Raw genomic sequence first — 13122 nt, forward strand, 5'->3', positions numbered from 1 at the left:
TCCTGGCAGCCGGTACGGCCGTCGCCACTCTGGCAAACGCGCTATTTTCGCTGATGACGCGGGGTTTTTTCGTCATCCCTTGAGTGTCTGTTCCAGCACATGCAACTGCTGGTTCAACTCGGTGTTCTTCTGGCGCTCGCCACCGATCTTGCGCACAGCGTGCAGCACGGTGGTGTGGTCCCGCCCGCCGAACAGCTCGCCAATCTCCGGCAGGCTCTTCTGGGTCAGTTCCTTGGCCAGGTACATCGCAATCTGGCGGGGGCGGGCGATGCTCGCTGGCCGCTTCTTGGAGTACATGTCAGCCACTTTGATCTTGTAGAAATCCGCCACCGTCTTCTGGATGTTCTCCACGGAGATCTGGCGGTTCTGGATCGAAAGCAGGTCTTTCAGCGCCTCGCGGGCGAGCTGAATGTTGATTTCCTTGTGCGAAAAGCGGCTGTAGGCGAGCACCTTGCGCAGCGCGCCTTCCAGTTCCCGCACGTTGGCACGGACGTTCTTGGCGATGAAGAAGGCCACGTCCTCCGGCATGGGGGCGCCTTCGGCATCCGCCTTCTTGATCAAGATGGCCACCCGCATTTCCAGCTCGGGCGGCTCGATGGCCACCGTGAGGCCGGCGTCGAAGCGGCTGGTCAGGCGCTCATCGATGTCCACCAGCCCCTTGGGGTAGGTGTCGCTGGTCATGATGATGTGGGCGCGCTTGGCCAGCAGGGCTTCAAACGCGTTGAAGAACTCTTCCTGTGTACGGTCCTTGCCGGCGAAGAACTGCACATCGTCGATGAGCAGCAGGTCCAGCGAGTGGTACTTCGCCTTGAGCTCGTCAAAGGTCTTGCGCTGGTAGTTCTTCACCACGTCGGAGATGAACTGCTCGGCGTGCAGGTACAGCACGCGTGCATCCGGCCGGTCCTTGAGCAGCGCGTTGCCCACCGCATGGATCAAGTGGGTCTTGCCCAGGCCCACGCCGCCATAAATGAACAGCGGGTTGTACATCTGGCCCGGCGCGCCAGCCACATGCAGTGCGGCCGTGCGGGCCATCTGATTGGCGCGGCCAGGCACCAGCGTGTCAAAGGTCAGGCTGGTGTTGATGCGGTGACGTGTGGCGCTGGGGGGCAGCGTCTGGGCAGCACCGGGCGGCGGCGCATTGCCCACCAGGCTGGCGGCCGTGATCGGCTGGGCCGGCTGCGTCGTGGCGGCCTGGGCAGCAGGCCGCCCCATGTGGCCACCGGCAGCGGGCGTGTCGGCCCCGGGCGCGGCCACCGGGCCACTGCGAAGGCCGTGCTGCTGCAGCACCTGCCCCATGGCCACCGTCGGCGCGCTGTTGCGCGGCAGTGGCGCGATGGTCTCGCGAGGCGCCAGCGTCAGTTCCAGGCGGGCCGGCTTGCCGGCCAGCTCGCCCAGGATGATTTCGATGCGGCTGGCATACTGGCTGCGGATCCAGTCCAGCTTGAAGCGGTTGGGCACGCGCAGCGACACCAGGACGGCGCCCTCGCCGTTCCCTTCCTGGAGGTGGATGACCTCGGCGGCGGGTAGCGGCCGGATCCAAGTATTGAATTGCTGTTCAGGCAACTCGGTGGCCAAGCGTTCACAGACGCGTTGCCACAAAGTCGCCTCAGACACGTCTGCGCTCATTGTGGAAAACTTATTCTTCGAGCGGCCAGATTGTACCGATGACGAGCCGCGAAGTCTGGGTTATCCACAGAATATTTGGCAGGGTCAAGCCCAGGTAATCCCCCGCTGCCCGATGGCGCTGCATTGACCCTGCGTCAATTCTTTGCTGTAATCGCGGGTTTTCCGGATGCCTGGGCGTTTGTTCGTGGGCCTCCAGAATTTGCTTTTAGGCATCAACGCCTGATTCGTTTGCACCGCCAACTGGCGCCCACCCGCAGACCCGCCCCACCCGCCCATCAGCGGGTTCCCCATAGGGAGAGGCGGGTTCCCCGCGAGGAAATCGGAGTCCCCATGGGGAGTTCCAAGGGTTCCAAGAGGCTTCAAACGTTTCGGGTGCGCGCCGGACGTCGCTTCAGTGCCATTCACCGTCAGTGTGGATGCGAGGGTGCGGGGGTCGGCGTTCCAGATGCCGCTGTCGGTGTCCGACAGTACCCACCAGTCCGACATTTCGATAGAGGTTGAACATGAAACGCACTTACCAAGGTTCCAAGACCCGCCGCGCCCGTACCCACGGCTTCCTGGTTCGCATGAAGACCCGCGGTGGCCGCGCCGTCATCGCCGCACGTCGCGCCAAGGGCCGCAAGCGTCTGGCCGTCTGAGGCGGATCGGGCACAGCCTGATCGTCTCAACACGTCGCGTCTTCTCCAGTCCGACCAAGCCGTGACCGGCCGCATCGTTCGATCGGCCGATTTCGAGCGCGTGCTGGGCAGCCCCAGCCGCGCCCGCAGCACGCACTTTGCCGTGCACCACCTGGCCGCCAGCCCTTCGCTGCCGGCACGCCGCCTCCCCAAGGATTCCTCCACAGGCCCATCCACAGGAAAGAGCGAGTTGTCCACAGGTGATGCGCAGATTCATCCACAGGCTGTGGATGAAGCGGTTCCCGACCTGCCCGCTGGCGCCTGGCTGGGGTATGTCGTGCCCAAGCGCCATGCGCGCCGGGCCGTGACCCGCACCCTGCTCAAACGGCAGATCCGCCAAGTGTTCGGTACGCTCCCCACCCTGCCCCCCGGGCTCTGGGTGGTGCGCCTGCGCCTGCCGTTCGACCGCAAGCAGTTTCCCAGTGCGTCGTCCGATGCGCTGCGTGCCGCTGCGCGTGAAGAGCTGCAATACCTGATCCGCAAGATCTCGTCGGGCGCCAGCAAGCCACCGCCGGCCGCCAAGCCGGTTCCTGCCGGTGCCGTCACTGGCTCCTCCACAGGCGCTGCCTGAGCATGGACGCCCGCCCTGGTTTGCCAACTCGCGTGCTCATGGGGCTGGTGCGTGCGTATCAGCTGCTGTTCAGCCCCTGGCTGCGTGCAGGCTGCCGGTATTCGCCCAGCTGTTCCAACTACGGCATGCAGGCGCTGCGGCAACATGGCGCTGCGGCGGGTACCTATCTCGCGGCAGCACGTATCCTGCGCTGCAATCCGTTCTGTCCGGGCGGGCATGATCCCGTGCCTGACAATGCGCCCCGTCTCTTCACCTTCCTTGCTCGGCGCAAGGCGGGTCGAGCCTCTTCAACCGCCAATTCAAAAGCTTCCCCATGACTGATATACGCCGCACCATCTTGTGGGTGGTGTTCACCATGTCGCTGGTCCTTCTGTGGGACGGCTGGCAACGGCATAACGGCCATGCGTCGATGTTCGGCCCTGTGCCGGCCAAGACGGCCAGCGCCCCGGGTGAACCTGCCTCCGCCGTGCCTGGCGCCGCGTTGCCTGCCTTGGGGGCTTCGGCACCCGCGGCCGTGGCAGCCGCCGATGCCGCCTCGGCCCCGACGCCGGTGAAGAACGAACTGGTGACCATCACCACCGACGTGGTCAAGGCCACGCTGGATACCCGTGGTGGTGCCCTGGTGCGTGTGGAGCTGCTCAAGCACGTCGACGAGAAGGACCCTAGTGGCCACGTCGTGGTGCTGGATCCGCTGCGTCAATACAGCGCCCAGTCCGCCCTGCGCAATGTGCCGGGCGCGCCCAACCACCAGACCGTCCTGACGCTGGTGGACGGCCCGCGTGAACTGAAGGATGGCACCGACAGCCTGTCGGTGCGTCTGGAGTCCGCCGCCATGGGCGGCGTGAAGCTGGCCAAGATCTACACCTTCAAGCGTGGTGGCTATGCCATCGACGTGCAGCACGAAGTGACCAACGTCGGCACCGCGCCGGTGGCGCCGGAACTGTCGGTGTGGCTGGTGCGTGACGACCACGTCGAGCACACCGGTCCGTCCATGGCGCCGAGCTCCTTCACCGGCCCGGCGGTCTATACCGACAAGGGCAAGCTGCAGAAGGTCCCCTTCGACAAGCTCAAGGACGGCAAGGCCGACTACGAACACCGTGCGGACGATGGCTGGATTGCCATGGTCCAGCATTATTTCGTCGGTGCCTGGCTGCGCAATGACGCCGGTCCTCGTGCGTTCGACGTCAGTGAATCGCCCAGCAAGCTGGTGACGCTGTCCATGGTCAGTGCCTTCCCGAGCATCGCGCCGGGAGCCACCGCCAAGCTCGACAGCCTGCTGTATGTGGGTCCGCAGGAAGAGAAGAAGCTGGAAGAACTGGCGCCGGGCTTTGAGCGCGTCAAGGACTACGGCATGTTCACCATCCTGGCCAAGCCGCTGTTCTGGGTGATGGACCAACTGCACAAGATCCTGGGCAACTGGGGTTGGGCGATCGTGGGTGTGGTGGTGCTCCTGAAGGTGGGCTTCTACGGCCTGAACGCCAAGGCCTATCGCAGCATGGCCAAGATGAAGGCGGTGAACCCGCGCATCCAGGAAATGCGTGAGCGCTTCAAGGACAAGCCGCAGCAGCTTCAGCAGGAGATGATGCGGATCTACAAGGAAGAGAAGATCAACCCGCTGGGTTCGTGCCTTCCGATCCTGCTGCAGATGCCGGTCTTCCTGGCGCTGTACTGGGTGCTGCTCTCCAGCGTGGAAATGCGCGGTGCGCCGTGGGTCCTGTGGGTGCATGACCTGTCGCGTCCGGATGCCTTCTTCGGCACCATCCCGCTGCTGAATGCCCCGTGGGGCCCGCTGCCGCTGCTGATGACGGCCACCAGCCTGTTGCAGGTGTGGCTGAACCCGCAGCCGACGGATCCGGTGCAGGCCAAGATGATGTGGATCATGCCGCTGGCTTTCAGCGTGATGTTCTTCTTCTTCCCCGCAGGCCTGACGCTGTACTACTTCGTCAACAACCTGCTGTCGATCGCCCAGCAATGGATGATCAACCGGCAGCTGGGCGTGAACAAATAACGTTCACCGCGCCCGCGAATCAGGCCCCCGCATGCCGGGGGCTTTTTTTCGTCCGCGCGCTGGCGCTTAATGGGTACATGCGGGGGTGGTTTCCAAGGGTCGGGATATCCAAGGGACCGAAGGCGCGAGGTGATGGGGCACGCGCACCATCATCCGGCCTACCCCGCGCCACATCTTCACTGCGGCTGGTGAAACCGAGCCCGCAGCGCGGCGTGAACATGAGGCGTGCGAGACAATCGCCCCCATGCTGTCGCGCCACCAGGATCCCATCGCCGCCATTGCCACCGCGCCAGGACGCGGCGCCGTGGGCATCGTTCGTGTCTCCTCGCCGCAGGACCTGTCATCGCTGGTGGGGGCCATCTGCGGCCGGACGTTGAAGCCGCGCGAAGCCACCTACCTCCCTTTCCGCAGCGCCCAAGGCGAGGCGATCGACCACGGGTTGGCCTTGCTGTTTCCAGCGCCGAATTCCTACACCGGCGAGCATGTGCTGGAGCTGCAGGCGCACGGCGGGCCCGTGGTGCTTCAACTGCTGCTGGCGCGATGCCTAGAAGCGGACCCGGCGCTGCGCATCCGGCTCGCCGAACCGGGTGAATTCACCCGCCGGGCCTTCCTGAACGGCAAGCTGGATCTGGCGCAGGCCGAGGCCGTGGCCGATCTGATCGATGCGAGTACCGAGGCCGCTGCACGCAGTGCAGGCCGCGCGCTGGCCGGGGCCCTGAGTGGCGAGGTGGGGCAACTGCGTGACGCGTTGATCCAGCTGCGCATGCTGGTGGAAGCCACGCTGGATTTCCCCGAGGAAGAGATCGACTTCCTTCAACAGGCCGATGCGCTGGGCAAGCTGCGCCGCCTGCTGGGCCGGCTGGATGCGCTGCAGGACCGCAGCCGCCAAGGGGCGATTCTTCGCGAAGGCATCAAGGTGGTGCTGGCCGGGCAGCCCAACGTGGGCAAAAGCTCGCTGCTGAATGCCTTGGCGGGCGCGGAACTGGCCATCGTCACGCCCATCCCTGGCACGACGCGGGACAAACTGAGCCAGACCATTCAGATCGAAGGTGTGCCCTTGCACATCAGTGACACCGCCGGGCTGCGCGACACCGAGGATGAGGTTGAGCGCATCGGCGTGGCCCGCAGCTGGGACGCGATTCATGATGCGGATGTTGTGCTGTTCCTGCACGATCTCACGCGGGTGGGGCAGCAGGACTACGAGCGTGAGGACGCAGAGATCCGGGGCCGCCTGGCCGCTGTGGACCCGGCGCGCATCCTGCAGATCTACAACAAGGCGGATGCGCCGCAGGTGGACGGTGTTGCGGCCGTGGACAACGCGCTGAAGCTGTCCGCCAAGACGGGTGCGGGCCTGGATGCCCTGCGTCAACGGCTTCTGCAGCAGGTCGGCTGGCATGCGGTGCCAGAGGGTCTGTTCATCGCACGAGAGCGCCACGTGCAGGCGCTGCGCCGCACCCGTGAGCATGTGGATCTGGCGCTGCAGCAGGCTGCCGCCGTGCCGGCAGCCTTGGACCTGATGGCCGAGGAGCTGCGCATGGCCCACGATGCCCTGGGCGAGATCACCGGTGCGTTCACGGCGGATGACCTGCTGGGGGAGATCTTCAGCAGGTTCTGCATCGGCAAATAAGCCGACTGGCTTCAATGCCCTTCGAAATCCACCAACGCAAACACCGGCAATCCACTCGCGCGGATCTTCTGGGACCCGCCCAGCTCCGGTAGATCCACGATCACAGCGCCTTCGATCACGGTGGCGCCCAGTCGCTCCAGCAAGCGCTTGCCGGCCATCATCGTGCCGCCGGTGGCGATCAAGTCGTCGATGAGCAGCACGCGGTCCCCCGCCTTCACGGCATCGGTGTGCATCTCCACGGTGGCGCTGCCGTATTCCAGCTCGTAGGTCTCCTGCACCGTCGTGAACGGCAGCTTGCCCTTCTTGCGGATGGGCACAAAGCCGACGTTGAGCTCATACGCCAGGACGGAGCCAATAATGAAGCCCCGAGCATCCAGCCCCGCGATGACGTCCGGACGGGCGTCGAAGTAGCGGTGCACAAACTGGTCGATCAGCACCCGGAATGCCCGCGGGTTGGCCAGCAAGGGTGTGATGTCGCGAAACTGAACGCCGGGCTCGGGCCAGTCAGGCACGGTGCGGATCTGTTGCTTGAGGAAGGCGATGGCGTCTTGCATGGCCCGATTGTCGCGCCGTTGCGACCGGATCGGTTCATGCGGTTCATGCGCCGCATGTGCCCCATGTGGCCGATGTGGCCGATGTGGCCCATGTGACCAGGCTCGACCTGGTCGACCTAAGCGATCTGCTGGCAGATCAACCGTGCCCGTCCGCTCTGCTTGGCGTCGTACAGGGCGCGGTCGGCCGTCTCGATCAGCCGCTGCGGAAGATGCGCGATCTGTGGCACACACGCCGCCACACCGATCGACAAGCTGACCGACCGCCTCACTGGCGAACCTTCATGCTCGATCGCAGCCAGCCGCACGCTGTCCAGGCAGCGCTGTGCCACTACCTGCGCGCCCTCCAGATCCGTGTCCACCAGCACCACGGCGAATTCCTCGCCGCCGTAGCGGCAGACCGCTTCGCTTCCCCTGCCCACGCAGCTGCGCAGCAACGTGGCCACACGGCGCAGGCAGTCATCACCGGCCACGTGGCCGTAACGGTCGTTGTATTGCTTGAAGTGGTCGATGTCCACCATCACCAGCGCCAACGAGCGTGCCGCACGTGCCGCCCGCTGCCATTCCTGCTGCAGCAATTGATCGAACAGGCGGCGGTTGCCCACGCCGGTGAGCCCGTCCGTGGTGGACTGGCGAGCCAGCAGCTCGTTGGCCCGCTTCAGCCGTTCTTCCTGCCGCTTGCGCTCTGTGAAATCGGTGACGATGCACACGTAGAGGTGGATGGTGTCCGTGCGCACTTCCGCCACCGTCAGCTGAAGCGCCAGCATCTCGCCACCGCGATGACGCGCATTCAGCTCGCGCGGGGAACCCAGCAGGTCCTGCGGATGCATGAGGTCGCCCGTGCTGCCGAACAGCATGCCCAGATGGACGCCCTGCAACTCCGCCGCACTGAAACCAAACAACTGTTCAGTGCTGGGGTTGACCTCCAGCACATGGCCGCCCGAATCCAGCGTGAGGATGCCGTTGCCGGCCGCCTCGATGGTGGCCTTCAGCTGCGCGCGACTGGCAGCCAGGCTCTGCTGTTCATGGATGAGGTCGGTGACCTCCATGCGCACACCCACAATGCCGCCGGACGGGGTGCGGCACTCGAAGATGCGCAGCCACATGTCGTCATGCACGCGCTGCAGCAGCGGCGCGGGCTGCTTGCCGCGGGCGTCCTTGCGCTCCTGCAGCCATTCGTCTTCCCGACCACGGGCTTCCGGTACGCCGCCCCGAGACAACGACTCGCGCACCAGTTCCTCGAAAGTGCACTTGCGCTGGAAGTTGCGCAGCATGTGCGGATAGATCTCCACCAGCCGGCGGTTGTAGGCCACCAGGCGGTCGTCCTCGTCGAAGATTTCCACGCTGGCGGGCAGGGCGTCGATGGCCTCCTCCAGGGTGCGCTGCGCCCGGCGCGCCCGGCTCTGGGCCCGCGACAGCCCGCCCATGACGCTCACCGCCAGCACGACGGTGATGGCCAGCGCCGCGGCGCCCAGCCAGGGCAGGACCGGCTCCCAGCCCGGCATGTCTGCCAGCCCGCCCAGCGAGGCCATGAGCACCGACGCCTGCAGCCCCACCAGCAACGCAAATGCGAGCAGTGGCCAGATGCGGGCTTCGGCGAGTCGGGTCATCGGCGGGGATCCGGCAAAGAGGTGGGCGCATCCTAGCCAGCTGGCGACAGCCCCGATACGCCCCCGAGGGGGGACCCCGCGACACAATGTTGTGTACGGAACAACACCGTCCCTCATTCCACGGACGCGTTGGCCCAGACCAGATCGGACAAGTCAGAACAGATCAGCGCAGGGCTGGCTCAGCTCCCTCGGGTGATGGGCATGTCCACCCCGCTGGTGGGCAACTTCATGTGGCGCGCCAGTTCCAGCTTGGCCAGGGAGTTGCGATGCACCTCGTCCGGGCCGTCGGCAAAGCGCAGGGTGCGCTGGCCGGCCCACATGTAAGCCAGTGGTGTGTCCTGGCTGACGCCCATGCCGCCATAGACCTGCATGGCCCAGTCGATCACCTTGAGCGCCATGCTGGGCGCCACGATCTTGATCATGGCGATCTCGGCCTTGGCAACCTTGTTACCGGCGGTATCCATCATGTAGGCGGCTTTCAGCGTCAACAGGCGGGCCTGCTCGATGCTGCATCGGGACTCGGCAATGCGTTCCTGCGTCACCGTCTGCTGTGCGATGGTCTTGCCAAAGGCGGTGCGGGCGATGGCACGTTGGCACATCAGCTCCAGCGCACGCTCGGCGGCGCCGATGGAGCGCATGCAGTGGTGGATGCGCCCGGGGCCCAGCCGGCCCTGCGCGATCTCGAAGCCCCGGCCTTCGCCCAGCAGGATGTTGTCCACCGGCACGCGGACATTGCGGAGCTCGATTTCCATGTGGCCATGTGGCGCGTCGTCGTAACCGAACACGCTGAGATGGCGCTTGACCGTGATGCCGGGCGTGGTGGCCGGCACCAGCACCATGGACTGTTGCTCGTGCCGCCCGGCGTCCGGATTGGTCTTGCCCATCACGATGTAGAGGGCGCAGCGCGGGTCGCCGGCACCGGAGGACCACCACTTGGTGCCGTTGATGACGTATTCATCACCATCGCGCTCGATGCGGCACTGGATGTTGGTGGCATCCGAGGACGCCACGTCCGGCTCCGTCATGAGGAAGGCAGAGCGGATCTCGCCGCGCAGCAGCGGCTCCAGCCAGCGGTCCTTCAGGCCTTCGGAGGCGTAGCGCTCCAGGGTTTCCATGTTGCCGGTGTCCGGCGCGGAGCAGTTGAAGACCTCCGGCGCCCAGTACACCCGGCCCATGATCTCGCACAGCGGCGCGTACTCCAGGTTGGAGAGTCCTTCCGGCGCACGCGCCGAGCGCGGCAGGAACAGGTTCCACAGCCCGGCGGCCCGGGCCTTGGGCTTGAGTTCCTCGATGACCTTGGTGGGCACCCAGGCGTTGCCGGCCTGGCGGTTGGCCTCCACCTCCTCGTGGTAACGCTTTTCGTTGGGATAGATGTGCTGGTCGAAGAACGCAAGCAGGCGTTCGCGCAGCTGTTCAACTTTGGGGCTGTAGTCGAAGTTCATGGATCTTCCCGGAGGCTTGGCGCTCAAGCGCGCTGTTGACGGTAGCGCAGGTACTGGGCGAAGAGCGCTTCCATGGTGGTGGACCGTTCATCCGCATGCAGCGGATGCAACGGAGCGTAATTGCAGGTACGCAGCAGCCAGTCCCCGGGGCCTTCGCCCAGGTCCAGCACATTGATGCAGGCGGGGGATTGCACCCAGCTGCCCAGCATGAGGCGCTGCCCGCCAGTGACGGCATGGGAGAGCAGCGCCGCATTGACCACCCCATGCAGCACCAGCAGGGCGCAGTCCCAGTCCGGGTCAGCGCGCAGGCGGGCCATGCCGCCCAGGACCCGGTCCAGCAGTTCACCGACGCTTTCCCCGTTCAGGAAACGCTGGCCCTCGTCGACGGGGTTGCGCTGCAGGCCGGTGAACGCGTGGACCAGTTGGTCGTGGGGGATGTCGGCCAGGCGGCCGCCACGGATCTCCTGCCACTCGGGCCAGACCTGGGGCTGCAGGGCGGGTTGCCCGGCGTGCGCCAGGACAAGGTCAGCCGTCTGCACGGTGCGCGGCAGGCCGGAGACGATGACACGATCAAAGCGCACACCCGCCTGGGCGAAGGCCAGGCCTGCGGCTCGCGCCTGCGCCAGGCCTTCTTCATTGAGCTGCACCTGTTCCGGCAGGACCGGTCGACCGGTGGCGCCATCGAAATAGGTCACCGCGCCGTGGCGCATCAGGTAGATGCGGCGGCGGTGCGGGCTGCGGGGCAGGGTGTCCAACATGGGCACCAGTGTGGCGCATCGGCCGGGCCCGTTCTGTCGCGCAGGCGGCAGTGGGACTATTCCCGGGAAGGGTGTTTCATTCCGGCGTCATGGGGCGATGACGCATGGGTGACAGCGCCGCGCAGCCCGAGGGGCGCTCAACCCACCAACAACCCGTGTTCCGCACGCGCCAGCGCCTCGGGCGTGCCCGAGATCACCAAAGTGTCGCCGCCATACAGCACCAGCTCGTCGTCCGCGTTCTGCACCGAGCCATTGCTGCGCTTGACGGAGATCACGCTCACCCGCCAGGCGGCGGTGACGACCTCACCCAGCTTCCGGCCGTTCAGGGCACTGGCGGCGGGAAGCGAGATGGATTGCAGTCGGGCCTGGTCGCGGTCTTCCGCCGTGTCGTCATCCGTGCCGTGGAAGTAACCCCGCAGCAGGCCATAACGGCGGTCCCGCGCCTCCCGGGCAATGCGCAGCACCCGGCGCATCGGCACCCCCACCAAGGCCAGGGCATGGCTGGCCAACATCAGCGAGCCCTCGATGGCCTCAGGGACGACCTCGGTGGCGCCGGCTGCGCGCAACTTCTCCAGGTCGCTGTCGTCAATCGTGCGGACCACCACGGGCACCTGCGGCGCATGGCTGCGCACCTCATGCAGCACCTTCAGCGCCGAAGCGGTGTCGTGATAGCTGATGACCAGGGCACTGGCCCGTGAAAGGCCCGCAGCAATGAGGCTGGGCAAGCGCGCCGCGTCGCCGAACACCACGCTCTGCCCCGCCGCTGCAGCCTGGCGCACCCGGTCCGGGTCCAGGTCCAGCGCCATGTAGGGGATGTTCTCCGCCTCCAGCAGGCGGGCCAGGTTCTGGCCGCTGCGTCCATAGCCGCAGATGATGACGTGGGCCTCGGTCTTGATGGACTTCTTGGCGATGGAGGTGAGCTGCACCGACTGCAGCAGCCAGTCGCTGGCCGACAGCTTCATCACGATGCGGTCGCTGTATTCGATGATCAGCGGCGTCATCAGCATGGACATCACCATGGCCGCCAGCACCGGGCTGACCCACTGCGCCGCAATCAGGTTGTGCTGGGCGCCCAGCGTGAGCAGCACAAAGCCGAACTCGCCCGCCTGGGCGAGGTACAGCCCAGTGCGAAGTGCCACTCCGGTCGGGGCTTTGAACAGCTTGGCCAACCCGGCCACCAGGACGAACTTGGCGAAGGTGGGAACCAGCGTCAGCACAATGACCAGCGGCCATTGATAGACCAGCGTCTGCCAGTCCAGCCGCATGCCGATGGTGATGAAGAACAGCCCCAGCAGCACATCGTGGAAGGGGCGGATGTCGGTCTCCACCTGGTGGCGGAACTCCGTTTCTGCGATCAGCATGCCCGCCACAAAGGCGCCCAGCGCCAGGGACAGCCCCGCATGCTCGGTCAGCCAGGCCAGGCCCAGCGTCACCAGCAGCAGGTTGAGCATGAAGAGCTCCTGGCTCTTGCGCCGGGCCACCAGCGTCAGCCAGCGGCGCATCACATGCTGGCCACCGGTAAGCAGCAAGGCCAGCAGCAGCACCGCCTTCAGGCCCGCCCAGGCCAGGGACTGGGCCATCGCGGCCCCGGTCCCGCTCAGCGCCGGAATGAGCACCAGCAGCGGCACCACGGCCAGATCCTGGAACAGCAGCACGCCGATCACCCGGCGGCCGTGCTCACCCTCCAGCTCCAGCCGCTCGGCCATCAGCTTGACGACGATGGCAGTGGAGCTCATGGCCATGGCCGCGCCCAGGACCAGCGCGCCCTGCCAACCCAGGTCCCAGTGATGGCCGGTGAGGTCAAAGCCCCAGCGCAGCAACCCGTGGCCCAGCATCGTGCCGCCGATGGTGACCACCACCTGCAGCAGTCCCAGCCCGAAGACCAGGGAGCGCATGCTGTGCAGCTTGGGAAGGTTGAACTCCAGGCCAATGGCGAACATCAGGAACACCACCCCGAACTCCGCCAGGTGCTGCACGCCCGGGACATCGCTGGCCAGCGACAACGCATTCGGGCCGATGACCACCCCGACCACCAGATAGCCCAGGATGGGCGGCAATTTCAGGGAACGGCAGACCACCACCCCCAGGACGGCGGCGATGAGATAGACGAGAGTCAGATCCAGGGCACTCAACATGGGCTTGATAGTACTGGCCCGCCAAAGGAGGACGGTCCTGGAACGGGCAAGGATTCACGCCGGGTCCCCTCTTGGGACCCGCAGGAAGCCAGGACGTCTCTTCAAGTCGACAGACGC

At 65.9% G+C, this 13122-nt stretch carries 11 protein-coding genes; 5 read left to right on the plus strand and 6 right to left on the minus strand.

Annotated elements, in window-relative coordinates; translation table 11 throughout:
• Positions 1 to 72: 72 nt before the first annotated feature.
• Complete coding sequence (gene dnaA, locus BMY53_RS22060; protein ID WP_404947903.1) at positions 73 to 1614, minus strand: chromosomal replication initiator protein DnaA; 1542 nt, start codon at positions 1612 to 1614, stop codon at positions 73 to 75.
• Between the two features lie 515 nt (positions 1615 to 2129).
• On the opposite strand from dnaA, the gene rpmH reads away from it, so the two are divergent.
• The 5 genes from rpmH to mnmE all read left to right on the plus strand — a co-directional run bounded on the left by rpmH (position 2130) and on the right by mnmE (position 6509).
• Positions 2130 to 2264 carry a 50S ribosomal protein L34 gene (gene rpmH, locus BMY53_RS22070; RefSeq protein WP_058937081.1) on the plus strand — a complete coding sequence of 45 codons (135 nt, stop codon included), beginning with the start codon at positions 2130 to 2132 and terminating at the stop codon, positions 2262 to 2264.
• A 61-nt stretch (positions 2265 to 2325) separates the two neighbouring features.
• Positions 2326 to 2874, plus strand: coding sequence for a ribonuclease P protein component (locus tag BMY53_RS22075; protein WP_255370330.1), 549 nt, complete (start codon positions 2326 to 2328; stop codon positions 2872 to 2874).
• A 2-nt stretch (positions 2875 to 2876) separates the two neighbouring features.
• Positions 2877 to 3191: a membrane protein insertion efficiency factor YidD gene (gene yidD, locus BMY53_RS22080; protein WP_092948752.1), complete on the plus strand. Its 315-nt coding sequence runs from the start codon at positions 2877 to 2879 to the stop codon at positions 3189 to 3191.
• Positions 3188 to 4882, plus strand: a complete 1695-nt coding sequence (gene yidC, locus BMY53_RS22085) for a membrane protein insertase YidC (RefSeq protein ID WP_092948754.1) — start codon at positions 3188 to 3190, stop codon at positions 4880 to 4882. Before yidD ends, yidC begins: the two co-directional genes overlap by 4 nt.
• Positions 4883 to 5126: 244 nt before the next feature.
• Positions 5127 to 6509 (plus strand): tRNA uridine-5-carboxymethylaminomethyl(34) synthesis GTPase MnmE, encoded by a 1383-nt coding sequence (gene mnmE / locus BMY53_RS22090; protein WP_092948756.1) that lies wholly within the window; start codon positions 5127 to 5129, stop codon positions 6507 to 6509.
• 11 nt (positions 6510 to 6520) lie between these two features.
• On the opposite strand, the gene BMY53_RS22095 is transcribed toward mnmE, so the two are convergent.
• From BMY53_RS22095 to BMY53_RS22115, 5 genes are all read right to left on the minus strand, one after another.
• The gene (locus BMY53_RS22095) at positions 6521 to 7063 is read right to left on the minus strand and encodes an adenine phosphoribosyltransferase (RefSeq protein WP_092948758.1); all 543 of its coding nucleotides are present in this window, start codon (positions 7061 to 7063) and stop codon (positions 6521 to 6523) included.
• Between the two features lie 116 nt (positions 7064 to 7179).
• Positions 7180 to 8670 carry a sensor domain-containing diguanylate cyclase gene (locus tag BMY53_RS22100; RefSeq protein WP_143074184.1) on the minus strand — a complete coding sequence of 497 codons (1491 nt, stop codon included), beginning with the start codon at positions 8668 to 8670 and terminating at the stop codon, positions 7180 to 7182.
• A 179-nt stretch (positions 8671 to 8849) separates the two neighbouring features.
• On the minus strand, positions 8850 to 10112 hold the full coding sequence (locus BMY53_RS22105) for an acyl-CoA dehydrogenase family protein (protein WP_092948762.1): 1263 nt from the start codon (positions 10110 to 10112) through the stop codon (positions 8850 to 8852).
• Between the two features lie 23 nt (positions 10113 to 10135).
• Positions 10136 to 10870, minus strand: a complete 735-nt coding sequence (locus BMY53_RS22110) for a histidine phosphatase family protein (RefSeq protein ID WP_092948764.1) — start codon at positions 10868 to 10870, stop codon at positions 10136 to 10138.
• 137 nt (positions 10871 to 11007) lie between these two features.
• Positions 11008 to 13002 (minus strand): monovalent cation:proton antiporter family protein, encoded by a 1995-nt coding sequence (locus tag BMY53_RS22115; protein WP_092948875.1) that lies wholly within the window; start codon positions 13000 to 13002, stop codon positions 11008 to 11010.
• Positions 13003 to 13122 lie beyond the last annotated feature (120 nt).

Source organism: Roseateles sp. YR242, from assembly GCF_900109745.1.
Taxonomy (GTDB): Bacteria; Pseudomonadota; Gammaproteobacteria; order Burkholderiales; family Burkholderiaceae_C; genus Roseateles.